Here is a 22,905-nt window from a genome sequence, read left to right as displayed (position 1 = left end):
CCCCTGTCTCTTCGCGCGCGTCGAACCAAAGTCCACGGGACGCACCTGGGAAACGGAGTACTAGGTACGGCGTACCCGGGCCACGAGTCCCGGAGGAGGCGCATGATGAACCTCGACGAATCCAAGCTCTCCCATCGCTACACCGAGCGGAACGGCGTCCGCCTGCACTACGTCGAGGCCGGCGAGGGCCCGCTCGTCGTGCTCCTCCACGGCTTCCCCGAGTTCTGGTACTCGTGGCGCCATCAGATCCCCGCCCTCGTCGCCGCCGGCTTCCGGGTCATCGCCCCCGACATGCGCGGCTACAACCTCTCCGACAAGCCCGCGGGCATCTCCGCCTACACCATGGAGGAGCTGACCGCCGACATCGCGGCCCTCATCCGCGCCTCGGGCGAAGCGCGCGCCGCCGCCGTCGTCGGCCACGACTGGGGCGGCGGCATCGCCTGGGGCTTCGCGATGCACTACCCCCAGCTCCTCGACAAGCTGGTCATCCTCAACGCCCCGCACCCCGAGCGCTTGCTCCGCGCCTTCGGCACCGCGCGCCAGCTCCGCAAGAGCTGGTACATGTTCTTCTTCCAGCTCCCGAAGCTCCCCGAGCTGCTCATCCAGCGCAACGACTTCGAGCTACCCCGCTCCTTCTTCAAGAAGGACATGCAGCGCCCCGACGCCGTCAGCGAGGACGATCTCGCGCGCTACCTGGAAGCCTGGCGACAGCCCGGCGCCTTCACCGCCGCGATCAACTACTACCGCGCCATCTTCCTCCCGAGCAGCCTCCGCGCCGCCCACAACCCCCCCCGCGTCGATACCCCCACCCTGGTGATCTGGGGCGAGCAAGACAGCGTCCTCGGCTCCGAACTCGCCACCCCGGATCCCGCCGCCGCACCCAACGTCCGCGTCACCTACCTCCCCGACGCCGGCCACTTCGTGCACTACGACCGCCCCGAGAAGGTCAACGAGCACCTCCTCGCCTTCCTGCAGCAACCTTAGAGCCTGTCCCAGCAAGGCTCCCGTCGCTGTCCGGCCGACCCACAGAACACCATGCCGTCGCGCCTCGTCGGCTTACTCGTGTCCTCCGGGACGAGACCTCTAGTCCTCGGGACGAGACCTCTAGTCCTGTGGGACGAGACCTCTAGTCCTCGGGACGAGACCTCTAGTCCTCTGGGGACGAGACCTCTAGTCCTGTGGGACGAGACCTCTAGTCCTTGGGACGAGACCTCTAGGCCTGTGGGACGAGACCTCTAGTCCTCCGGGACGAGACCTCTAGTCCTGTGGGACGAGACCTCTAGTCCTGTGGGACGAGACCTCTAGTCCTTGGGACGAGACCTCTAGTCCTTGGGACGAGACCTCTAGTCCTGTGGGGACGAGACCTCTAGTCCTGTGGGACGAGACCTCTAGTCCTCGGGACGAGACCTCTAGTCCTCGGGACGAGACGTCGTGTCCTATGAGACTCGACCTCATGTCTGCCAGCACACGGTCACTGTCCTTGGCTGCCCCACTTCGGACGGAACAGCACCCCCTCTGGCCCCACGACTCCGCGCGTGACGCGGCACATCAGCCGGCTGACGTGCCCTTCACCTCCACGTGCCACGCCTTCTCGCCGATCTGCTCGAACCGTGTCTTCACGCCCAGCACCTGCTCCAGCAGCGCCGCATGTGTCGTGGTGTGCGACGACGGCGCCACGGTGCGGAACGCGCCCCCACCTCCGAGCGCCATCGGCAGGAGGAGCTGGTCAGCCAGGTGCTCCCCCACCGGCACCTCCGCCTCCACGTACGCCTGCGCCTCCCGCGCCACCCGCTCCCCCACCACCTCCGCCCGCACCCCCCGCTCCCCGATGGACGAGAACACCTCCGTGACGTGCTCACTCGCGATCTCCACCGTGACCACGTTCCCCGGCCCCGCCACGTCCGTCAGCACCTCCTCGTGGAAGCACCGCGGCTCCCACCCCAGCACCTTCGCCGCCGCCTCCGCCTCGCGCGCCGCGATGTGCGCCGGCAAGTTCGCGACCCGCGCCACGACCCGCCGCTCCTGGATCTCCCCCCGTTCGAGCAGCGACAGGTGCCCGAGCGGCGCCGGCTCCACCGTGATCCGCACCCGCCCTTGCCCCGCCGGATAGAACCCGTACCGCTCCAGCGTCGCCATCACCGCCGGCCCCATCCTTCCCAGCAGCGGCAGGAACGCACGCTCCAGAAAATCGAACGGCGGCGCCATGGGATTGTGCGTCCCGCCTTCCAGCAGGAGCTGCGACCCCCCCTCCGCCGAGAGCAGCGCCGGCAGCACCGTCTGCAAGACCAGCGTCGCACTCCCCGCCGTCCCCACCGAGAACTGGTGCACCCCCGGCACGATCGCCCCTGGCCTGAACGTCACCTCCGTCGACCCCAGCGCCGCCCCCGTCACCTCCGCACACCCCACCCGCGCCGCCGCCATCACCGCCGTCAGGTGCTGCCGCGCCAGCCCCGGCTTCGCCCGCCCCGCCCGCACCCGCGTGATCCGCACCGGCGTCTGCGTCACCAGCGACAGCGCGAGCGACGTCCGCAAGATCTGCCCCCCGCCTTCACCCGCGGATCCGTCGATCGTCAGCATCCGCTCTTGTCTACGACAGATCCCCGCGCGCCGTCTGCCTCTCCAGCCCGATGCCAGACCCGGCGGCGACTCCGCCAGGCCAGCGCCTACGGGAGGGCCTCACCGGCGCTCGCCGCAGGTCGGCCTGGCCCATTGCGGTGGGCATTGGTTAGCAACGCGTGCGGCATGCTGCCAGGCTTGGTGTGTCGATACACACGCACGCGTTCATGCCGTTGAACGCAATGCGATGCGCGCCTGCAAGCGTTGCGCGTTCGTATGTGGAGAGGCTCATCATGGCATGTCCGGCGTGGTTCCCCGCAGGCGTGGGAGAACGCGGGCATCACGGGCATCGCGCCGGGCGCGTCGCGTCCTCTGGTGGCGGAGCCCGGCCAGCTCGGACGACGTTTCGGCTTCTGTGAACGCGGGGACCGGTCCTAGCATTGCTGGAGGAGGGACGTCTGTGGCGTCCTTCACGCAGGTTCAGCGCCTCCCCTTTGCTCATCGGAGTCCACCATGTCTCAGCTCACCAGGCGCATGCTCGGGCGCTCTCTGCTCCTCGTCGCGCTGGCATCCTCGGCCTGCGATCGAGCGACGCTCTCTCCTGGCAGCTCGGAGGCCGGCCCGGACGCGTCGCGCAACTGGACGCTCCAGGTGAGCGCCCGCAACGAGGTGGTCGCCGAGCTGGTCTTCGAAGAGAACAAGCTCGCTCGCGTCGCGTACACGACGAAAGAACAAGCGCTCCGCGACAGCTTCCAGGCAAGGCTGGATGCCGTCATGGCGGAGGCGCAGCGAGAGGGCCTCTACATCAAGTTCCACCTGCCCGACGAGAACGGGGAGCGAGGCGCGCTGGCCGGCGCAACACCCAAGCCCGGCGCCCCTCACTTCGCGCAAGCCATGTACGAGCATCTGAGCGACAACACCTTCTCCGTCCGCGTGAAGTGACCCCCTTAAGGTCGGACGGCGGCTGCTCGGCTCAGGATGTCCTCCACGGCGCGCGCGCCCGACGTCGCCAGCCACTCCGGCCGTGAACACGGCGAAGTCGCACGCGCCCTCGGTAATGCTACCGGAGCGCTTCCCAGGTGCTCGCCGCGGAGAGGGCCTGATCGTGCCACCGCTGCAGCACCGTGAGGTCGGTGCAGGTCTCGATGCGTGCATCCTGGTCGGGGCTCAGGGTCAAGTGCCACTTCGCAAGCACACGGCGGAGGGCCGAGCGCGTCGCCTTCAGCTCTCCCGTCTCGACGCCCTCCTTGACGCCGCCCTCGTGCAGCTCCTGCTTCACCTGGGGGGTGATGGCGAGCAGCAGGTCGATGACTTGCCAGCGGTTGGCGAGCCGTTCCGGGTCGTCGGTGGGCGGGAACCTGCGCTCCAGCTCTTCTCGGGTGACGGACGACATCGGTGCAAATTCTAGCATCTGAAGACCCAGTCCAGGGGCTTCCGGTCAGCCACCCACAGGATGAACTCGTCACGCGCCCGACCGGAACGGGCGACCAGAAAAGGCAGCAGAGCTTCCTCCAGAGGAAGCTCGTTGGCCGCGATCCCCACCAGCCAGTGCCCCAGCGGCGCGATGCGGTAGCAGCCAGGGGCGAAGCGCTCGGGAGAGCGCACCTGCCAGAGCCACGCCGGCAGGTGAGGCGCCACCATCCAGAGCGGCTCGTCCCCCGGCCAGCGTGGCTCGTGCTCCTCCACCCGCTGCACCTGCCGCGCCTGACGGCGCAGGAGCGCGCGCTCCACCTCGGACATGCCGAGGTGATCGCCGGGCATCTTCACCTCGACCCTCACTTCGTCGTGGCCGCTGGCCGCCGACCAGGGCGCGGGGAGGTGGGGAAGCTGGTCGGAGCGGCGCACCACCAGGAAGCCATCGCTCCGCACCGTCTCCAGCCGGATCTCGGGTGGATCCACCCAGACCACCGCGCCGTGCGTGACGCGCTCGGTCTCCTCGGCGAAGGTCTGCTTGGCGAAGAGGTCAGCCTGGCCCATTGCGGTGGGCATTGGTTAGCAACGGGGCCGGCATTCTGCCAGGGGTGGTGGAGTGATTATGGTGAAACGATTTAAGGGTTAACGACGTATTGCTCGTCCTCTGTCGAGGCGCTGCTGCCATCGTCCAGAAGCGGGCCGAAGTGCGGTCGAGGTGCTGGGTCGTGAACACGCCGGCAGGCGACGAGATGCGCAGGAGCTGATCGCATCCTGGGCGTGGAAGCACCCGATGACGCCAGCGGTGCCTGCTGGACATGAACCACCTTGCGCCGTCTCATCAACCCAGCCATGAGCGATTACCGCCTGCGTGTGCTTCACATTTCGGATTTGCACGAGCGTGGCACGCGAGAAAGTGAACCGTTCCGGCGCAAACGTGTCCTGGGGCAAGCCTGGCGGGACAACCTCAGCGAGCTGGTCAGCGATGGCATCCCCGGCGATCTGGTCTGCTTCACGGGAGACATCGCCGAAGTTACCGCGTGACGCGCCGTGTGCGCGACCTCCCCTTCGATGTCCACGTGATCGGCCTCGACTCCGCGTGGTTGTGCGGCGACAACGCCGACAGCGGCAAGCTCCTCCTCACCGAGGATCAGGTGTACCGCCTCGCCACGGACGCCAGGGGAGACGCGCTGCCCGGCTTCCGCCTGGCCCTCATCCATCACCCGCTCCACGATCTCGCCGACGCGAAGACCTCGCGCGATCTCCTCGCGAAGCACGTCGACCTGCTCCTCCGCGGCCACCTCCACAACGAGGACATCCTCACCCAGCGCACCCCGGACCAGACGCTCCACGAGCTGGCCTCCGGTTGCCTCTACGAGGGCGACCAGGGAAACAAGTGGCGCCATGCGTGTCACCTCTTCGACATCACCCTCGACGAGAAGGGGCGACCCACACAATGCCAGGTGCGCCTCCGAGGCTACTCGGACAGTGGACATGGCTTCTGGCATGACGACCCCGCGCTGTACCGCGCTGCGCCGACCGGACGACTGACGCTGCGGCTGGGTGGCTCCGCATCTTTAGTTGACGAGCCAGCCCCGAAGGCGCTAGCGCCTGCGACGCCGCAGCCTCTGCTCCCGCTGATTCCTAAGGACATCTTCGTCGCCTCGCGGCGCGGCGCGGCGCGCCCCGGCGCGCTGGCCTTCGCGCGGCGCCGGAAGTGGCTATCCCGGTCGACCCGGCAAGCCTGCTACAACCGGCGTCATGACCGAGGCGCGTGCGTTTCGATGTCCCCGCTGCGGGGGGCCGGTTGCGTTAAGAGATCTCGCGGCGGCGGTGGTGACGTGTCCCTCGTGCAGCGCGGCGGTGGAGGTGCCGGCGCCGCTGCGGGGGGCGCTGTCGACGCACGGGGTGGCGGCGGTCGCGGGGATGGCGGCGGCGCGCGGGGAGGCGGCCGCAGGGGCGGCGGAGCGCGCGGACAGGGCGGAGCTCGCGCGGCGCAACGAGCAGGTCGGGCTCCTCTTGACCGTGGGGATGGGTGGAGGGGTGCTGCTCTCCTTCCTGCCGATCGCGCTCGGGGTGCAGGCGGAGGCGCTGCGCTGGATGGGGCCGATCTGCGTGGTGGGGGCGGTGGTCGGCGCTGCCCTGTACACGATGGGGGTGCGGGGGCGCGCGGCGCTGGCGCCGGTGGTGAGCCCCATCTCGGCGCCGGTCACCTGCCCGGGGTGCGGCGCGCCGCACGTGTTCCATGCGGCGGATCCCACGGCGAAGTGCCGCCGCTGCGGGACGGCGGTGCTGCCCACGCCGCCGGTGCTCGCGGGCGCGAGCGCGAGCGCGGAGGCGGCGCTGGTCCGGGAGCGGGTCGCCCGTCACCGCGCCGAGCGCGTGTCGTGGCCCGAGGTTGCCCCGCGGCGGCTGGAGGGCTTCGTGGCGCTCCTCCCGGGTGCTTTCCTCTTCGGGGGCGCGGTGCTGGGGGTGGCGCTGGGGATGGCCTCGGGAGCACTGCCGACGGTGCTCGTGCTGGGTGGGCTCGGGGCTGCGTCGCTCGCGTTCGGGGCGTTCACCTGGAGCAACGAGGTGCGCGCGGAGCAGGCGGCGCAGCGGCTCACGGACCTGGTGCTCGGTGAGGCGCGGGGTCAGAAGCTGCCGAATCCCCTGGCGTGGCTGAGCGCATGGTGGGGCGGGCCCGCGGAGAAGACGCTGACGTACGGGGGGAAGCACTACCGGGTGTTCGGGGTCCAGCCGCTCGGTTACCAGGTGCTGCTCGTCGTCAATTGGGTGCCGGCGAAGTACCAGGAGGCGGGGGTCCACCTGCTGCTCGCGGCGTGGGTGCCAGGGGCGTCGGACAGGCTCGCGCCCGACGCAGGTCTCGTCGCGTCGTTCCGGCGCATGCCGGGCGCGGCGGCGGTGCTCGATGCCCTCGAGGGGGCCGGGTTCGAGGTCACGCCGAGCGCGGGGGGGCTGGTCTGCGCCGCGACGCCGGCCACGCTGGCGAGGCTGCGGAAGATGCCCGAGTTCCTCACCGTGCTCCCCTCTGTGGCGGAGAACCTCGCACACCTCGCCGCGGTCATCGGCGCGCGGCCCATCGCCACACCTTTGCCGTAGCACCGTGGCTCGCGCTGCCATCGCGGCGTGTTCCGCGGGGGCGCATGGAGGCTTCGGCCGGAGCCGTGAGGCTGATAGCCTGGCCAGCGGGGCACAGGGCGGGGGGGGTGAAGCGAGGAGAGGCGCGTGATCGAGGATGTCTTCTTCGCGTGGGAAGGGGCCGATGGTCCCGAGGGGCCCTGGCGGCACTTGCTCGTCCTGGAGGTGCGGGGGACGGAGGCCCTCTCGGCGCCGTACAGCTTCGAGATCGAGCTGGTGCGTCATGAAAGCGCGCCCGATGTCGGGGTGGAAGACCTCGTGGGCGCGCGCGCGGCGCTGCGGATCGCGACCAAGGTCACGCCTGCGTACCGGCTGATCCACGGGGTCATCGCCTCGGCGGAGGAGCTCGGGGAGGTGGACCGGGGGACGCGCTACCGGGTGGAGCTCGCGCCGCCGTTCGTGCGCGCGACGATGATGAAGAAGAGCCTCATCTACCTCGACAAGACGCTCAAGGAGATCATCGAGAGCACGCTCACCCGCGCCTCGTGGGGGGCGGGGCTCGTGGAGAAGAGCGGCGAGGCGCGCGAGCCCGCGGAGGACGATGGGGACTTCGAGCGCTTCACGCCGGCGCGGGCGCTGTTCACCTGGCGCTGCCTCGACATGTCGCGCCTCGCGGACCGGAGGGCGCGGCCGTACTGCGTGCAGTACAACGAGAGCGATCTCGCCTTCGTCTCGCGGCTGCTGGAGGAGGAGGGGATCGCGTACCACGTCGAGCACGAGAAGGGCGAGTGCGTGCTCGTCCTCTCGGACTTCGACGGCGGGCGCCAGCGGGTCTCGGGGACAATGGGGCCGGGGATCCTCGGGCACGTGGTGGAGAACGTGCGCGTCGGCAGCCGGCTGCGCCCGCGCTCGGCGTCACTCGACGATCACGACTGGCGCAAGCCGAACCTCAGCCTGCTCGCGCAGTCACCGGCGGGGGTGACGGACTTCCAGACCCACGAGCACCCAGGGCGCTACGGCGACGCGCGGGAACTCGGGGAGAAGCTCGCGGAGAAGCGGGAGCAGCGGCTCGACACGGAGCGGACCTGGGCCTCGGCCGACGCGCGCAACCGGATGCTCGGGGCCGGGTCGATCTTCTCGCTGGAGCACCCGAACGGGCGGTGGAGCGGCGATTACCTGGTGACGTCGGTGCGCTACACGCTGCGGCAGCGGGGGAGCTTCTCGACGAAGGGGGAGGAGGACCCGTACACGGTGCACCTCTCGGCGCTGCGCTGCGGGGCGCCCGGGGAGAAGGGGGAGTCGCGGTTCAGGCCGGAGCGGGTGACGCCGCGGCCGCGCATCCAGGGGAGCCAGACGGCGGTGGTGACCGCGGAGCCCTCGGCAGCGGAGGCCGAGATCAACGTGGGGGGGCCCGAGGACATCGGGTGCGTGCGGGTCCGGTTCCACTGGGACATCGACGCGGGGAGGCACGAGATCGAGGCCACCTCGTGCTGGGTGCGGGTGAGCCAGCTCTTCGCCGGGGCGAGCCACGGGGCGATCTGGAACCCGCGGGTCGGCGAGGAGGTGATCATGGACTTCCTCGACGGGGATCCGGACCGGCCCATCGTGACGGGGCGGGTCTACAACGGGGTGAACAAGCCGGCGGAGAGCCCGGTGGCGCGGCCGACGTGGAGCGCGATCAAGAGCTACGTGAGCCCGCGCAACGACAACTACAACATGATCGCGTTCGAGGATCTGCAGGGCAAGGAGCAGATCGTGGTGCACGCGGCGCGCAACCTCGACGAGACGGTGCTCGCCACGCACAACACCGGGGTCGGCGGCGACCAGAACTACGGCGTCGGCGGCAACCAGAACATCTCGGTCGACAAGAACCGGGCGATCGTGGTGCACGGCGACGAGACCCACAACATCGACGGCACGCAGAAGGTGTGGATCGGGGCGGACCAGAGCATCTTCGTGAACGGGTCGCGCGGGGTGCTGGTGAACTCGGGCAACGATCTCCTCAAGGTGCCCGGCGGGAGCCACAAGTCGCAGGCGGGGGTGCAGCACAAGTTCCACTCCCCCGGCTTCTCGGTGACGTCGCTGCTCACCCAGTTCACCCAGCAGATCTTCAGCGTGAAGAGCGGCGGCGCGAGCATCACCGTGTCCGACGGGATGATCTCGCTCGACAGCGGGGGCGGCGCGAAGCTCGTGCTCTCGGGCGGGACGGCCTACGTCATCGCCGACAAGGTGTTCATCGACGGGGCCGGCGGGAACATCCAGTGCGCGGGGACGATCAAGCTGCTCGCCTCCGAGGTGAGCGCGCTGGCCGGGACCATCAAGCTGAACGGCTAGCCGCATGCTGCTCCGCAACAAGTCACGGCACACGGTGAGCCTGGCGCGCAGCGTGGTGAACGACGAACTCTCGGTGGCGGCGGTGGTGGTCACCTGGCACTGCCGCATCGAGGCGGCGGTGCAGGGCGCGCAGGTGACGCACGGCGCACGCGGCGCACGCGGCGCACACGGCGGGCTCGTCCCGCTCGCGGAGCCGCCCCCGAAGCTGCCCACGATGCCGCCCGGCTCGGACAAGGTGCCGGTCTGGCAAGGGGTGAGCGTGACCGCGGCAGGCGAGGCGCTGGGGCCGCCGCGCGCGCCGTTCGTGCAGCCGGTGGTGCTGCACGTGGGGGAGGAGGTCCGGCGGCTCATCGTCTTCGGTGAGCGGCGCTGGCGGAGGGCTCCAGGCGGCGAGCTCACCGCGACGGCGCCGCTCCCGTTCGACGCCATCCCGCTCTCGTTCGCGCGGGCGTTCGGGGGCTCGTTCACGCTGGGGCCGGGGCTGTTTCCGGGGACCGATCTGCCCATGCCGACGATGGTGGTGGCGTACCCGTGGAACCCGGAGGGCGTCGGCTTCTACGAGGACGAGCGCGCGGCGGAGGGGCAGCTCCTGCCGAGCATCGAGCTGCCCGATCAGCTCGTGCGGCGCCCGACGGATCGCCCGGAGCCCGGCGGGTTCTCCGCGTGCCCGCAGCTCGCCGGCATGCGGGCGCCGCGCGGGCCGGCGGAGGCCCCGGCGACGGAGCCGCCGGAGAAGGGGGGGAGGATCGTGATGTCCGACGCGCTGCGGATCGGGCTGCGCGCGTTCCACCACGCGCCCGGGCGCCTCATCTTCCCGAAGGTCCCGGTGGGGACGCGCCTCGCGCTCGACGGGCTCGGCCCCGGCGCCGAGGGGCTCCAGTTCGAGGTGCCGCCCTCGCCGGTGCGGGCCGGCATCCGCCGCGGGCGACAGGACGAGGAGATCTCCCCGAGCCTGCGCAGCATCCACATCGACGCGGCGACGGGGATCGTCTCCTTCGAGCACGCTCACGCTTTCCACCACCACCCCGACCGCGCCCCCGAGTGGGTGCGGGTCGTCGACCGAGGCCCGGCATGAGCGTCAACTTCCACAACGACATGGGGCTGATGGTGTCGGTGGACATCCACAAGTACACGCCGCTGCCCCCCGTCTGGCCGCACGTGGTGATGGCGTTCTTCTTCTGGCCGCCCTCGCTGTGGACCAAGCGGGTCAGCTCCGTGACCTCGATGACCAACAAGATGACCAAGGGGGGGCTCGATCTGTACCTCGTCCCGCACATCCCCTTCCTGGGCCCTGCGCCTGGCGCCGCCGCGTTCTGGCCCGAGCTCGGGAAGATCATCATCAGCTCCGGCACCAAGGCGCAGCTTGCCGTGCACTCGGTGACCGGTGAGAAGGACAAGCTGGCGTGCTGCATCTCGGGGATGGTCGGGGCCAACGTGAACTGCAACGACCCCATCGATCTCCCGAACGGGCTGACGCTCCAGTTCAACACCGTGGTCACCCAGCCGACGCCGGGCGACTACGTGGGCGCGCTGGTCGGCTACGCCGTCGACGCGGCGATCAGCTTCGGGGTCGGCAAGGCGCTCGAGAAGGTCGGGAGCGACCTGGCCGAGGTGATCGTCAAGCACCTCCTGCGCCGCGCCCCGGAGATCCTCGGCGAGTGGGCCGACCCCGCGGGCAAGCTCGGCGATGCGGTGCAGAAGGCCATCGACGGGGAGAAGTAGCGGTCATGAGCGACGCCTCGGCCCCGAGCCCCTTCCTGTTCTCGTACAAGCTGCCCGCCGCAGGCTTCCAGATCGGCCTGGTGGTGAAGCGGGCGTACCGGATCCCGGCGCGCGGCGCCGCGGAGCCGCTGCAGGAGGCGCCGCCGGTGTGGACCGAGCCCTCGTGGGTGGCGTCCACGAGCGCCGAGGGGACCCGCTGGCTCCTCCACGACAGCGATCGGTTCGCGACGGCCAAGACGGCGACGGACGTGCTGCTCCTCGGCTCGGCGCGCTCGCGCAAAGGAAAGGTGCGGGCACTCGACACGGCGCTGGAGGTGGGGCCGGTGCGCAAGGCGATCCACGTGGAGGGCGACCGGCGCATCGGGCGTGGGGACGACGGGCGCCTGCGCTTCGGAGAGGCCGAGGGGTTCACGGAGATGCCGCTCACCTGGGACCGCGCCTACGGGGGGCGGGATCTCGTGGAGGAGGCGCGGCGCTTCCCGGAGCCGCGGGGCAAGCTGGATCCGCGCCGGCGCGCGGCCGCACCCGAGGTGCCGCACGGCAAGCTCGTGTATCCGCGCAACTACGCAGGCCGCGGCTACCTGCTCGGAGAAGGGGCGGAGGAGCGGCTGGTCGGCACGCTGGCGCCGAACCTGGAGGACGCGGCGCACCCGCTCGACGCCGGGAGGCTGGCGATCCCCGATCTGCTCGGCTGGATCGATGGGCCGGTGTCCGCGTGCTACGCGCCTGTCGACTATTTCTGGTTCCCGCGGACGCTGTTCATCCTGCGGCCGGATTTCAACCCGCCGCGGCGGAGGCCGTACGAGGTGGAGGCGGGGGCGATCCGCGCCGAGGATCTGGAGGAGCCGGCGTCGCCGCTGCCGGCCGGGGATCCGCGGGCCTATCAGTGCGCGCCGCCGGGGCTCGGGTCGCACGCGCTGACCGGCAGCGAGCGGGTGAAGCTCTGGAACATGCACCGCGAGCGCGAGTACGCGGAGTTCGATCTGCCGGCGGACAGGCCGTCGCTGTCGCTGACGCTACCTGGGGTGGGCGCGCGGGCGCTCTCACCGCGGCTCGCGACGGTGCTGATCGAGCCGGACGACGACCGGGTGACGCTGACCTGGGGCGCGGCGCTGGAGGTGGCGATGGTGTACCCGGACGAGGCGCTCGCGGAGGTCCAGGTGAACGCGCAGTGGGCGAGGTGAGAGCGCGACGAGGTGAGAGCGCGACGAGGTGAGAGCGCGACGAGGTGAGAGCACGACGAGGTGAGAGCGCGACGAGGTGAGGTCAGAGGCGCAGCGAGGGCGCGACGAGGTGAGGTCAGGGGTGCGCTGAGGGCGTGTTCCCCCGCGGTGGAGGCTCAACCGCGGTTCTGGAACATCTCGCGGTAGCGGCCGGTGAGGTGGCGCCAGCGCTGCATGAGCGCGGGGTCGCGCGCGAGCTGCTCCTGCCAGGCGCGGTCCACGGCGCGCCAGACGTCGAGGCTCGGGAGGCCGTAGCGGGCGAGGGCCTGCTCGATGGAGGCGCCAGCGACGGACGACTCGGCGCACATGGCGGCGTACTGTTCGAGCGTCAGCGTGGGGAGGGGCTGGGGAGGCTGCGCGCTGGGAGGAGGGTTCGAGGCCGTGGGGGCGGGCTTCGGGGCGTCACTCCTGGCCTGGAACGCGAGGGGGAGGGCGTCCTTCAGCATGCCCTCAGGGAGCGCGGTGGTCTCGCCGAGGGCGCGGTGGGGGAGGCGCTCGGAGGATGGGGGCGCTGCAGGAGAAGCGGGCGTGGGCTGGGCCATGCGGGACGGCTCGGCGCCCGCGGGGGACTTGGTGAAGGGCAGGGGGGCGCCGCGAGGGATGGGCAAGGCGTCCGTGGTGACGGCGCCAGGGTGGATGACGCGGGGAGGCATGGCGACCTGGGGTCGCGGCGTGCCTTGCGGCGCGGGCGGCGCGGGCGGCGCGGGCGGTATGTGGGGCACGTGCGGCATGTTGACGACGGCCGCAGGTGCTGCGGGCGCGGGCGCGGGCGCGGGCGCGGGCGCGGGCGCGGGCGCGGCATGGAGGGGCAGGGAAGGGGTCGAGTGCGCGGCGTGGGACGGCGAGGCGTGTGGCTGCGCGTCGGGGGCACCGGCCTTGAGGTAGGAAGGAACGAAGACCTGGCGGGGTGGATCCGCGGCGGCAGCGAGCACGACGGCGCCGAGGGGTGGGGGGGCGATGTCCCCTTGCGGCTGGGGGTCGGGGAGGCGGACCGCGGCCAGTTCGGGGGAGGTGTCGGCGAGGGCGAACCTGGCGAGGGCAGCCTGGATGGGCGAGGGCTCCGCGGGCGCCTGGGCGGCGGCGACGTCGATGCCGGTGAGCGCGGCCAGCTCGGGGGGAGGCACTGCGGGCAAGGGGTCGAGGTCCGCGTCCGCTTCGGGGGCCGGCAGCGAGGTGCCCTCGCGGCGGCGTAGCTCGGCGGCGCAGCGGGCTCCGTAGGTGGCGGCGCGCTGGGGTTTGCCGGCGGAGACCTCGTCGAGCAGGAGGCGGGTCCAGTGGTCGTCGGCCTCCTGCCAGGCTTCCTCGGTGACGCCGGCGCGCGCGAGGATGTCGGCGCGGGTCTCGCGATCGCGCTTGAGGCGGGCGACCGAGATCTCCATCCAGGCGTTGACGTCGAGCGGCGGATCGTCGCTGTCGTCGAACAGCGGGTCGCGGAGGGCTTCCTCTCCCATGGTGCTTGATCGTAGCGTCCGCCTCAGCCGTCGGGAAGGCCAGGGGACGTCAGTTCGTCGCCTGGCGTCGTCGATTGTCGTCAGTCGTCAGTCGTCGTCAGTCGTCGTCAGTCGTCCTCGGCGTCGCGTGCGAGCCGTGACCAGGGAAAAGGTTCGGGTGTGGGGTTGTCGTTCAGGCCGATGCGCTCGGCGTCGAGGGCGATCTTGCGCATGGCGAGGACCTCGACGTGACCCTCGCTGGCCTGGACGGCCACGGCGGCGGCCTCGGTGCGCGCGGTGCCGCCGATGGTGGCATGGCGGTCACCGGTCACGTGCTCGTGGAGGGATCCTCCGCTGGCGAGCGTCAAGGCGTGGTCGGCCCGGACCTCGACCTCCGGGGCGGCGAGGGCGATGCGGCGGGCGCCAGAGAGCTCGAGCTCGGCGCCAGAAAAGGAGAGAACGGGGCCCGCGTCGGTGACCTCGATGCGGAGGACGACCTCGCCCCGGCGGCCGCGGATGACGAGGCGGTCGGCGGCTCCACCGGCGGTGATCTCGTACCGACGGCCAGAGGTGAGGGTGACGTCGGCGCCTTCGCGCGGCGCCTCCACGTGCGCGAGCAGCGCAGGGGTCGGATCCTGGTGCGGCGCAGCGTGCTGATGCGGCGCAGCGTGCTGGTGCGGCGCAGCGCGGAGGGGCTCGCCGGCAGATGGCGCTGGTGCGGCGGGAGGTTCGTCCGCCACAGCGAGGGGCTGGGGGGTGTGGGTCGGGCGGCGCGGGTCGCTCACGTGAGCGCCACCGGGCTGCGGGCGAGGTACTCGTCGTAGGCGATGACCTTGAGGTCCTGGCTGCGCTTCGAGCGCAGGGCCTCGATGATGGCGCGGGCGAGCTGGAGATCGGTGAAGAGGGGGACGCCGAGGTCGACGGCGCGGCGGCGGATGAGGTAACCGTCGGGGCGGCCGAACTGGTCGTACTCGACGGGGACGTTGATCACGAGGTCGACCTTGCCCTCGTCGAGGGCCTGCATGGCGGTCTCGCCCTCGTCGCCCTGCTTGGCGAGGGAGGTGCAGGCGATGCCCAGGCTGCGCAGGGCCTCGGCGGTGCCGGGCGTGGCGTAGATGGGGAGCTTGAGGTGCTCGGCGATGACCCGGGCCTCGTCGGCGAACCAGTACTTGTCCTGAAGGGGGCCGAGCGAGAGGAGCACGCCCTTCTGGGGGAAGCGGAAGCCGGTGGCGAGCAGGGCGTGGAGGAGGGCTTCGTGCAGGTCGTCGCCGAAGCAGCCCACCTCGCCGGTGCTGGACATCTCGACGCCGAGCATGGGGTCGGCGCCGGTGAGGCGCGAGAAGGAGAACATGGGGGCCTTGACCGCGACGTAGTCGAGGTCGAGGCCGGGGCTGTCGACCTTGCGGGCGACGCCGAGCATGCGGCGGGTGGCCTCGGCGACGAAGTTCACGCCGGTGACCTTGGAGACGAAGGGGAAGCTGCGCGAGGCGCGCAGGTTGCACTCGATGACCTTGACGGCGTTGAGCTTGGCGAGGAACTGGATGTTGAAGGGGCCGGTGATGGAGAGGGCGCGGGCAATCTGCTGGGCGATGCGGCGGACGCGGCGCAGGGTGGCGATGTAGAGCGACTGCGGGGGGAGGACGAGGGTGGCGTCGCCGCTGTGGACGCCGGCGTCCTCGATGTGCTCGCTGATGGCGGAGAGGATGATCTCGCCGCGATCGGCGACGGCGTCGATCTCGACCTCGCGGGCGTGGGACTCGAATTTGGAGACGACCACGGGGTGCGTCGGGCCCACGGCCTTGGCGCGGGCGAGGATCCTGCCGAGCTGGTTGGGCTCGTGGGCGACGCTCATGGCGGCGCCGCTGAGCACGTAGCTCGGGCGGACCAGGACGGGGAAGCCGCCGATCTGGTTCACGATGTCGAGCGCGGCGTCGACGTCGGTGACGTGGGCCCAGCGGGGCTGGTCGATGCCGAGCTTGTCGAGCAGATCGCTGAACTTCCGGCGGTCCTCGGCGGCGTCGATGCTGGCGGCGGTGGTGCCGAGGATGCGGGCGCCTGCCTCGTGGAGGCGGAGGGCGAGGTTGTTGGGGACCTGCCCGCCCATGCTGACCACGATGCCGTAGGGCTGCTCGCGCTCGTAGATGTCGAGCACGCTCTCGAAGCTGATCTCGTCGAAGATGAGCTTGTCGCAGGTGTCGTAGTCGGTGCTGACGGTCTCCGGGTTGTAGTTGACCATGATGGTCTCGTACCCAAGCTCGGAGGCTGCGCGGATGGCGTTGACGCAACACCAGTCGAACTCGACGCTCGATCCGATGCGGTAGGCGCCGGAGCCGAGGACCATGATCTTCTTGCGCCAGGAGGGCGGGACGTCGGTCGCGGAGGCGTGGTAGCTCGAATAGAGGTAGTTGGTCTCGGCAGGGAACTCGGCGGCGAGGGTGTCGATCTGCGCGAGGTGGGGGAGGATGCCGTGGCGCTTGCGCAGCCGGCGGATGGAGCCGCGCGGGGCGCCGGTGAGGGTGCCGATCATGCGGTCGCTGAGGCCGAGCTGCTTGGCGCGGCGGAGGGTGTCCTCGCCGAGGTAGTCGTCGACGCGGGGCTCGGGCAGCGCGTGCTGCATGGGGAGCGTGGGCGGCGCGGAGGGCGCGGGAGGCGCCGTGGAGGGCGTCGTCGCAGGCAGGGAGGCGCCAGGGGAAGAGGAGGGAGCGTGCGCGCCGGCGTGCGCGGCCGCATGGGCCTGGGAAGGGCGGGGCGGCGGGGGCGGAGGCGCGGGGCGCAGGGCCGACAGCTCGCGGTGCATGTCGACGATGGGCTCGATCTGGTGGAGGAACCAGCGGTCGATGCGGGTGAGGTCGTGGATCTCGTCGACGCTCATGCCCTCCCAGAGCGCGCGGGCGACGGCGAAGATGCGGAAGGGGGTGGCGTTGACGAGCTGGTCGCGCAGGTCGGGGAGCTGGAAGGCGAGGGGATCGAGGCCCTTCACGCCGATGTCGAGCATGCGGATGGCCTTCTGGATGACCTCGGGGAAGGTGCGGCCGATGGCCATGACCTCGCCGACGCTCTTCATCTCGCTGCCGATGCGGAGCGAGGCGCCGCGGAACTTGCCGAGGTCCCAGCGGGGCATCTTGCAGACGAGGTAGTCGAGCGAGGGCTCGAAGAACGCCGTGGTGCGCCGGGTGATGGCGTTCGGGATCTCGGGCATGGTGTAGCCGAGGGCGATCTTGGCGGCGACGTAGGCGAGGGGGTAGCCGGTGGCCTTGCTGGCGAGGGCGCTGGAGCGGCTCAGGCGGGCGTTGACCTCGATGACACGGTAGTCGGCGCTCTTCGGGTCGAGGGCGTACTGGATGTTGCACTCCCCGACGATGCCGAGGTGGCGCACGGTCTTGAGGGCCACGCTGCGGAGGAGCTGGTACTCGTGGTCGTTCAGGGTCTGCGAGGGGGCGACGACGATGGACTCACCCGTGTGGATGCCCATCGGGTCGAGGTTCTCCATGTTGCAGACGGTGACGCAGCCGTCGCGCGCGTCGCGGACGACCTCGTACTCGATCTCCTTCCAGCCGCGGAGGCACTCCTCGACGAGGACCTGGGGGACGCCGCCGGCGAAGCCGCGCTGCACGGCCTCGGCGAGGGCGTGCTCGTTCTCGACGATGCCGCTGCCTTTGCCGCCGAGGGCGTAGCCGCCGCGGAGCATGACGGGGAAGCCGATCTCGCGGGCGGCCTGCATGGCCTCGGCGGGGGTGCGGCAAGCGCGGCTGCGCGCGGTCTTGACGCCGATCTCGTCGAGGCGGTCGATGAAGAGGCGGCGGTCCTCGGTGTCGCGGATGGCGCGGATGGGGGTGCCGAGGACGCGGACGCCGTACCGGTCGAGGATGCCGGCGTCGGAGAGCTCGAGGCCGCAGTTGAGCGCGGTCTGGCCGCCGAAGGAGAGGGCGATGGCGTCGACCTCTTCCTTCTGGATGATGCGCTCGACGAGGTCGGGCGTGACGGCGCAGAGGTGGATCTTGTCGGCGAGGCCCTGGCTGGTCTGGATGGTGGCGATGTTGGGGTTGACGAGGACGGTGGCGATGCCCTCTTCCTTGAAGGCCTTGATGGCCTGGGAGCCCGAGTAATCGAACTCGCCGGCCTGGCCGATCTGGAGGGCGCCGGAGCCGAGGACGAGGACGCGGCGGGGTTTCTTGGGGAGGTAGGCGCCGTACATGGTCAGGGGGCTCCGCGGGGCGTGTCAGCGTGGTTGGACATGGCGCCGCAGAGGCGCAAAAAGTCGTCGAACAGGTAGCTCGCGTCCTGGGGGCCGGGGCTGGCCTCGGGGTGGAACTGGACGCTGAAGAAGGGGCGCACGCGGGAGCGGATGCCCTCGTTGGTGCCGTCGTTGATGTTGACGAACCAGGGCTCCCAGTCCGCGGGGAGGGAGTCGTTCCTGACGGCGTAGCCGTGGTTCTGGCTGGTGACGTAGCAGCGGCGGGTGAGGAGGTCCTGGACCGGCTGGTTCACGCCGCGGTGGCCGTAGGGAAGCTTGAAGGTGTCGCCGCCCGCGGCGAGGGCGAGGATCTGGTTGCCCATGCAGATGCCGAAGATGGGGCGGGTGTAGTGGGCGAGCAGCGCGCGGATCTGGGCGACGAGGGGGCCGAGGTCCTTGGGGTCGCCAGGGCCGTTGCTGATGAGGATGCCGTCGGCGAGGGCGGCGCGCTCGGCGAGGGGCGCGTGCCAGGGGACGCGGTCGACAGTGGCGCCACGTTCGAGGAGAGAGCGGACGATGTTGTCCTTGGCGCCGACGTCGACGAGGAGGACGCGGAGCTTGCCGCCCTCGTAGAGGATGGGCGCCGCGGGGGCGACGGCGCGGAAGACCTCTTCCTTCATGTCGACGGCGTGGGCGCTCGTGCGATCGAGGTCGTGGCCGTCGGGGAGGAGCCAGCCCTTCATGGTGCCGGCTTCGCGGAGCTTGCGGGTGAGGGCGCGGGTGTCGATGCCGGTGATGGCGGGGATGCCCTCGCTGGTGAGCCACGCGCCCAGGGAGCGGACGGCGGCGTGGTGGCTGTAGCGCTCGACGTAGCTCTGGACGATGAGGCCCTGGACCTGGATGCGGTCGGCCTCGTAGGGGGCGGCGATGCTGCCGGGCGCGCGGGGGGCGGGGACGCCGTAGCTGCCCACGAGGGGGTAGGTGAGCGTGAGGATCTGGCCGCGGTACGAGGGGTCGGTGAGGGTCTCGACATAGCCGGTCATGCCGGTGTTGAAGACGACCTCTCCGGTGACCGCGCGCGGTGCACCGAAGCTCGTGCCTGCCAGGGTGGTTCCGTCCTCGAGGACGAGCTTCATCCGGTAGGGGTTGATCAAGGCGGCGGGACTATCGGCCAAGCCGGCCTGCCGTGCAACCGCGTGCCGCGTTGCGTCGTGAGGGCGAGGGTCGGTTCAGGCGTCGGTGAGGCGGATGGCCCAGAGGCGCGCGCCGTCGTCCACGCGGTCGTGCTCCGCGGGGACGAGGACGAGGGCGTCGGCCTCGGCGAAGCTGGTGACGGCGCCGGAAGCCTGGTTGGGGAGGATGCGGGCGACGAGCTCGCCGGCGTGGGAGCCGTCGCTGGTGTCAACGTCCAGGCGGGCGCGGAGGAACTCGGCGCGGCCGGGTTGGCGGCGGAGAACGCCGGCGGGCGTGCCGGTGGGCGTGCCAGCGACGCGCACGGAGAGGCGCGGGGGGAGGGCGGCGGCGTCGCCCTGGAGGGCGCGGAGGAGGGGGAGGCCGAAGAGGGTGAAGGTGAGCGCGGCGGAGGCGGGGTTGCCGGGGAGGCCGAGCACGTGGACGGGGGCGCCGGAGGGCGTGGCGGCGCGGCCGACGCAGAGGGGTTTGCCAGGCTTGATGGCGACGCGCCAGAAGTCGAGGGTGACGCCTGCAGCTTCGAGGGCGGGGCGCATGACGTCGCGATCGCCGACGCTGACGCCGCCGATGGTGACGACGAGGTCTGCGCCGCGGAGGGCCTCGGCGGCGGCGGCGATGGCGGCGGCGGCGTCGTCGGGGACGAAGGGGGCGATGCGGACGATGGCACCTGCGGCGCGGGCCGCGGCGGCGACGAAGTAGCCGTTGGATTCGGGGATGGAGCCCTTGGGGCCGGGGATGCCCGGGGAGCGCAGCTCGTCGCCGGAACAGAGGAGGGTGAGGAGGGGGCGGCGGGCGACGAGGAGCTGAGGCCTGTCGAGGGCGGCGGCGAGAGCGACCTTGCCGGGGGTGAGGCGGGTGCCGCGGGAGAGGGCCACGGTGCCAGCGTCGAGGTCGGCGCCGCGGCGGCGGATCCAGGTGCCGGGCTTCGGGGTGTCGCGGAGGGTGAGGGTGTCGCCAGCGCGTTCGGTGTCTTCCTGGGGGACGATGGTGTCCGCGCCGTCAGGGAGGCGGGCGCCGGTGAAGATGCGGCAGGCAGCGCCGGGGTCGAGGGAGGGGAGGGGACCGCCGGCCGCGCTCTCGCCGCGCACGGGAAGGCTGTGGGGCGGCGGGCCGGTGAGGTCGGCGGAGGCGAGGGCGTAGCCGTCCATGGAGCTGTGGTCGAAGGGCGGCAGGGCGTCGGGGGCGACGATGTCCTCGGCGAGGACGCGGCCCGCGGCGTCGTCGAGGGAGACGCGCTCGGCGCCGAGGGGGCGCGCGGAGGCGAGGAGCTGGGTGAGGGCTTGCTCGAAGGGGATCATCCGCGGGGCTCGGTGCGCGCGGCCTTGTCGCCGTGGTGGTGGTGGCCGCCGCGGCCGGAGGCGAGGGCCACGGCGTGGGGGAGGACGGGCGCGAGGATGCGGGTGACGGCGAGATCGAGGGCCTTGGGGCTGCCGGGGAGGGCGACGACGATGCGGCCGCGCACGACGCCGGCGAGGGCGCGGGAGAGGATGGCGTTCGGGCCGATCTGGTCCCAGCTCAGGCGGCGGAAGGCCTCGCCGAAGCCGTCGATGGTCTTTTCGAGGAGCGGGGTGAGCGCCTCGATGGTGCGGTCGCGCGGGGCGATGCCGGTGCCGCCGGTGAGGACGATGGCGTCGGCGGTGCCCTCGTCGCAGAGGCGGGCGATGGTCTCGGCGAGGAGGGCGGGCTCTTCGCGGAGGATGGCGTGGGAGACGACGGCGAAGCCGGCGGCGCGGAGGAGATCGCCGAGGAGGCGGCCGCCGTCGTCGTCGTCGGGGGTGCGGGTGTCGCTGAGGGTGAGGGTGGCGACGCGGAGGGGTGCGGCGGGGTGGGGAGGGTGGAGAGGGTGGGGAGGGTGGGTACTGGAGCTCATGGGGCGGAGGATGCAGAGGAGCTGGGCGTGGTGTCGGTGGGGGGCGCTTCGCGGCGCACCGTGGCCTCGATGATGCGGATGCGGTGGGGCATGTTGAGCGCCTCCTCCATGGGGCCGGGCGCGAAGTCGAAGCGGCGCTGGCTGAGGGGGCGCTCGGGGTAGATGAGGCGGAGGCGCACGTGCGAGGGGACCTCGGGGGGGCGTTCGGGGGCGAAGATGGTCCGGGCCACGACGCCCTCCGGGTAGGGGGTGACCACGGTGATGTCCTCGGCGCCGCGGTTGACGAGGGCGTCGATGAGGGTGTTGTCAGCGGCGCCGCCATCGACGTGCAGCTCGCCATCGAGCCATGTGGGGCGGGCGTAGATGACGGGGATGTAGCAGCTCGCGACGATGACGCTGTGCATGTCGCGGCGGGTACGGTTCGAGTGGACGACGAGGCCGGGAGGTGCGCCGGGCGGGGTAGCGTCGCCGCGCCGGCGGCGGAGGAAGGCGTCGAAGGAGCCCCGGGCGAAGGGGAGGGCGCGCGTCGTGGCGACGAGCAGCTCGGCGTCCGTGTGGTGGAGGTTCTCCTCGGGGCAGTAGCGTTCGAGGGCGCCGCGGAGGATGTGGCTCATGCCGAAGATGCTCCGCTCACCCCGCAGGTAACGGAGCGAGGTGACGGGCGTCTTCGCCATGGAGCGCCACATGGCGGGGCCATCGACCGAGAGGCCGGCCACGGTGACCGCGCCGCAGATGGATCCGGAGGAGGCTCCGGCGACGAGATCGAACCGTTCTCCGGCCTCGGCGAGCCGTGCCATGACGGCGAACTGGAAAGCACCCCGACAGGCGCATCCGGGCAGCGAGAGCGCGCGCATCATGGGCGCGGAGCCTACACCGAAAGATGCGCCATGGTCACCGGCGGTGGCTTTGGCGGCCGGGCTGCGGTAGGGGAGTTTCCGTGGCCGAGCCCCTGATCCCGTTCATCCATGCGCCGGAGATCCCGCTCTCGTTCCTGGAGCACATTCCGCTCCTCGGCGATCACATCAACCCGGCGCGACCGCCATCGATCAAGCCCTTCGGGACGCTGGTGGCGCTCGGTGTGTACATCGGCTCGGTGATCACCGTGCGCCACGCGCGCGAGCGCGGGCTCGACGAGCGGAAGATGAACGAGTTCATCCTGTGGATCCTCGTCGGTGGGTTCGTGAGTGCGCACGTGCTCGACGCGATCTTCTACCACCCCGATCGGGTGCTCCGGGATCCGCTCTACCTGATCATGCTGTGGGATGGCCTGTCGAGCTTCGGCGGGTTCATCGGCGCCCTGTCGGGGGCGATCGCGTGGAGGATCTCGCGCGCGGAGGGCATCTTGCCGTTCTGCGAGGTGGTGAATAGCGCGTTCCCGCTGGCGTGGGTGTTCGGGCGCGCCGGGTGCGCGTCGGTGCATGACCACCCGGGGAAGCTCTCGGATGCGTGGTTCGCGGTGCGCTGGCCGCACGGCTCGGGCTACGTGGGGCGCTTCGATCTTGGCCTGATCGAGATGGTGCTGACCATCCCGCTCGCGATCGCGTTCCTGATCCTCTGGCACCGCAAGCCCGTGCGCCCGCTCGGGTTCTACACGGGGATCATGTGCGTGGCGTATGCACCGGTGCGCTTCTTCCTCGACTTCCTGCGCGAGAGCGAGAGCACGATCGCCGGCGGGGATCCGCGCTATGGGGGGCTCACGCCGGCGCAGTGGGCTTGCTTCGGGCTGCTCGGCCTCGGGGTCTACTTCCTGAGGATGGCGATGCGCGGCGGGAGCGGCGGGAACACCGGGCGCGGAGGCGCCATCGTCGCGCGCGACGCGGAGGTCTCCCGCGTGTCGTCGCCCGATGACGTGGATGGTGAGGAGCCCGTCGCGGAGCGCTGACGGCCAGCGCCCTCCCCGCGGGCGTTCCGCAC

General features: G+C 71.3%; 19 protein-coding genes. 8 read left to right on the top strand and 11 right to left on the bottom strand.

What is annotated here, in order from left to right:
* Window positions 1–105: 105 nt before the first annotated feature.
* Complete coding sequence (locus CAP_RS33405) at window positions 106–984, top strand: alpha/beta fold hydrolase (protein WP_044248281.1); 879 nt, start codon at window positions 106–108, stop codon at window positions 982–984.
* 564 nt (window positions 985–1,548) lie between these two features.
* On the opposite strand, the gene rtcA is transcribed toward CAP_RS33405, so the two are convergent.
* Window positions 1,549–2,577 carry an RNA 3'-terminal phosphate cyclase gene (gene rtcA / locus CAP_RS33400; RefSeq protein ID WP_044248255.1) on the bottom strand — a complete coding sequence of 343 codons (1,029 nt, stop codon included), beginning with the start codon at window positions 2,575–2,577 and terminating at the stop codon, window positions 1,549–1,551.
* 492 nt (window positions 2,578–3,069) lie between these two features.
* Here rtcA and CAP_RS33395 point away from each other — a divergent pair, with 492 nt between their 5' ends.
* Window positions 3,070–3,498: a hypothetical protein gene (locus CAP_RS33395; protein ID WP_044248253.1), complete on the top strand. Its 429-nt coding sequence runs from the start codon at window positions 3,070–3,072 to the stop codon at window positions 3,496–3,498.
* 118 nt (window positions 3,499–3,616) lie between these two features.
* On the opposite strand, the gene CAP_RS54325 is transcribed toward CAP_RS33395, so the two are convergent.
* From CAP_RS54325 to CAP_RS33385, 3 genes are all read right to left on the bottom strand, one after another.
* Window positions 3,617–3,949, bottom strand: coding sequence for a hypothetical protein (locus CAP_RS54325; protein WP_231511835.1), 333 nt, complete (start codon window positions 3,947–3,949; stop codon window positions 3,617–3,619).
* An 11-nt stretch (window positions 3,950–3,960) separates the two neighbouring features.
* Window positions 3,961–4,533: a hypothetical protein gene (locus CAP_RS54320; RefSeq protein ID WP_231511834.1), complete on the bottom strand. Its 573-nt coding sequence runs from the start codon at window positions 4,531–4,533 to the stop codon at window positions 3,961–3,963.
* Window positions 4,534–4,844: 311 nt separating this feature from the next.
* Window positions 4,845–5,318 (bottom strand): hypothetical protein, encoded by a 474-nt coding sequence (locus tag CAP_RS33385; protein ID WP_197041465.1) that lies wholly within the window; start codon window positions 5,316–5,318, stop codon window positions 4,845–4,847.
* A 481-nt stretch (window positions 5,319–5,799) separates the two neighbouring features.
* Here CAP_RS33385 and CAP_RS46100 point away from each other — a divergent pair, with 481 nt between their 5' ends.
* The 5 genes from CAP_RS46100 to CAP_RS33355 all read left to right on the top strand — a co-directional run bounded on the left by CAP_RS46100 (window position 5,800) and on the right by CAP_RS33355 (window position 12,287).
* Window positions 5,800–7,068: a hypothetical protein gene (locus tag CAP_RS46100; protein ID WP_156041364.1), complete on the top strand. Its 1,269-nt coding sequence runs from the start codon at window positions 5,800–5,802 to the stop codon at window positions 7,066–7,068.
* Window positions 7,069–7,194: 126 nt separating this feature from the next.
* On the top strand, window positions 7,195–9,381 hold the full coding sequence (locus CAP_RS33370; RefSeq protein WP_052376473.1) for a type VI secretion system Vgr family protein: 2,187 nt from the start codon (window positions 7,195–7,197) through the stop codon (window positions 9,379–9,381).
* Between the two features lie 4 nt (window positions 9,382–9,385).
* Entirely contained in the window at window positions 9,386–10,456 is a 1,071-nt protein-coding gene (locus CAP_RS33365) for a DUF2169 domain-containing protein (protein WP_044248242.1), read from the top strand.
* Complete coding sequence (locus CAP_RS33360; RefSeq protein ID WP_044248240.1) at window positions 10,453–11,103, top strand: hypothetical protein; 651 nt, start codon at window positions 10,453–10,455, stop codon at window positions 11,101–11,103. Before CAP_RS33365 ends, CAP_RS33360 begins: the two co-directional genes overlap by 4 nt.
* A gap of 5 nt (window positions 11,104–11,108) precedes the next feature.
* On the top strand, window positions 11,109–12,287 hold the full coding sequence (locus CAP_RS33355; protein ID WP_044248238.1) for a DUF2169 domain-containing protein: 1,179 nt from the start codon (window positions 11,109–11,111) through the stop codon (window positions 12,285–12,287).
* Between the two features lie 155 nt (window positions 12,288–12,442).
* Here the strand turns inward: CAP_RS33355 and CAP_RS33350 are convergent, their stop codons facing one another.
* The 7 genes from CAP_RS33350 to CAP_RS33320 all read right to left on the bottom strand — a co-directional run bounded on the left by CAP_RS33350 (window position 12,443) and on the right by CAP_RS33320 (window position 21,848).
* Window positions 12,443–13,777, bottom strand: coding sequence for a hypothetical protein (locus CAP_RS33350; protein ID WP_044248237.1), 1,335 nt, complete (start codon window positions 13,775–13,777; stop codon window positions 12,443–12,445).
* A 107-nt stretch (window positions 13,778–13,884) separates the two neighbouring features.
* Window positions 13,885–14,541 carry a hypothetical protein gene (locus CAP_RS33345; protein ID WP_044248235.1) on the bottom strand — a complete coding sequence of 219 codons (657 nt, stop codon included), beginning with the start codon at window positions 14,539–14,541 and terminating at the stop codon, window positions 13,885–13,887.
* The gene (gene carB, locus CAP_RS54315; RefSeq protein WP_044248234.1) at window positions 14,538–17,951 is read right to left on the bottom strand and encodes a carbamoyl-phosphate synthase large subunit; all 3,414 of its coding nucleotides are present in this window, start codon (window positions 17,949–17,951) and stop codon (window positions 14,538–14,540) included. The genes CAP_RS33345 and carB overlap by 4 nt, the downstream gene beginning before the upstream one ends.
* 2 nt (window positions 17,952–17,953) lie before the next feature.
* Window positions 17,954–19,066: a glutamine-hydrolyzing carbamoyl-phosphate synthase small subunit gene (carA, locus tag CAP_RS33335; RefSeq protein WP_044248279.1), complete on the bottom strand. Its 1,113-nt coding sequence runs from the start codon at window positions 19,064–19,066 to the stop codon at window positions 17,954–17,956.
* A gap of 93 nt (window positions 19,067–19,159) precedes the next feature.
* Window positions 19,160–20,419: a molybdopterin molybdotransferase MoeA gene (locus CAP_RS33330; protein WP_044248233.1), complete on the bottom strand. Its 1,260-nt coding sequence runs from the start codon at window positions 20,417–20,419 to the stop codon at window positions 19,160–19,162.
* On the bottom strand, window positions 20,416–20,991 hold the full coding sequence (locus CAP_RS33325) for a MogA/MoaB family molybdenum cofactor biosynthesis protein (protein WP_044248231.1): 576 nt from the start codon (window positions 20,989–20,991) through the stop codon (window positions 20,416–20,418). The genes CAP_RS33330 and CAP_RS33325 overlap by 4 nt, the downstream gene beginning before the upstream one ends.
* Window positions 20,988–21,848 (bottom strand): patatin-like phospholipase family protein, encoded by an 861-nt coding sequence (locus CAP_RS33320; RefSeq protein WP_044248229.1) that lies wholly within the window; start codon window positions 21,846–21,848, stop codon window positions 20,988–20,990. The genes CAP_RS33325 and CAP_RS33320 overlap by 4 nt, the downstream gene beginning before the upstream one ends.
* A gap of 80 nt (window positions 21,849–21,928) precedes the next feature.
* Here CAP_RS33320 and CAP_RS33315 point away from each other — a divergent pair, with 80 nt between their 5' ends.
* The gene (locus CAP_RS33315; protein WP_044248227.1) at window positions 21,929–22,873 is read left to right on the top strand and encodes a prolipoprotein diacylglyceryl transferase; all 945 of its coding nucleotides are present in this window, start codon (window positions 21,929–21,931) and stop codon (window positions 22,871–22,873) included.
* Window positions 22,874–22,905 lie beyond the last annotated feature (32 nt).

Origin of the sequence: Chondromyces apiculatus DSM 436 (genome assembly GCF_000601485.1) — a bacterium.
Taxonomy (GTDB): domain Bacteria; phylum Myxococcota_A; class Polyangia; order Polyangiales; family Polyangiaceae; genus Chondromyces; species Chondromyces apiculatus.
This window is presented reverse-complemented; position numbering and strand designations above follow the sequence as displayed.

Excerpts from the sequence above, each read along its gene's own strand:
- CAP_RS33350 (WP_044248237.1), bottom strand. The coding sequence starts at position 13,777 with ATGGGAGAGGAAGCCCTCCGCGACCCGCTGTTCGACGACAGCGACGAT.
- rtcA (WP_044248255.1), bottom strand. The coding sequence starts at position 2,577 with ATGCTGACGATCGACGGATCCGCGGGTGAAGGCGGGGGGCAGATCTTG.
- CAP_RS33395 (WP_044248253.1), top strand. The coding sequence starts at position 3,070 with ATGTCTCAGCTCACCAGGCGCATGCTCGGGCGCTCTCTGCTCCTCGTC.
- carB (WP_044248234.1), bottom strand. The coding sequence starts at position 17,951 with ATGTACGGCGCCTACCTCCCCAAGAAACCCCGCCGCGTCCTCGTCCTC.
- CAP_RS54325 (WP_231511835.1), bottom strand. The coding sequence starts at position 3,949 with ATGTCGTCCGTCACCCGAGAAGAGCTGGAGCGCAGGTTCCCGCCCACC.
- CAP_RS33360 (WP_044248240.1), top strand. The coding sequence starts at position 10,453 with ATGAGCGTCAACTTCCACAACGACATGGGGCTGATGGTGTCGGTGGAC.
- CAP_RS33325 (WP_044248231.1), bottom strand. The coding sequence starts at position 20,991 with ATGAGCTCCAGTACCCACCCTCCCCACCCTCTCCACCCTCCCCACCCC.
- carA (WP_044248279.1), bottom strand. The coding sequence starts at position 19,066 with ATGAAGCTCGTCCTCGAGGACGGAACCACCCTGGCAGGCACGAGCTTC.
- CAP_RS33405 (WP_044248281.1), top strand. The coding sequence starts at position 106 with ATGAACCTCGACGAATCCAAGCTCTCCCATCGCTACACCGAGCGGAAC.
- CAP_RS54320 (WP_231511834.1), bottom strand. The coding sequence starts at position 4,533 with ATGGGCCAGGCTGACCTCTTCGCCAAGCAGACCTTCGCCGAGGAGACC.
- CAP_RS33355 (WP_044248238.1), top strand. The coding sequence starts at position 11,109 with ATGAGCGACGCCTCGGCCCCGAGCCCCTTCCTGTTCTCGTACAAGCTG.
- CAP_RS33365 (WP_044248242.1), top strand. The coding sequence starts at position 9,386 with ATGCTGCTCCGCAACAAGTCACGGCACACGGTGAGCCTGGCGCGCAGC.
- CAP_RS33330 (WP_044248233.1), bottom strand. The coding sequence starts at position 20,419 with ATGATCCCCTTCGAGCAAGCCCTCACCCAGCTCCTCGCCTCCGCGCGC.
- CAP_RS33320 (WP_044248229.1), bottom strand. The coding sequence starts at position 21,848 with ATGATGCGCGCGCTCTCGCTGCCCGGATGCGCCTGTCGGGGTGCTTTC.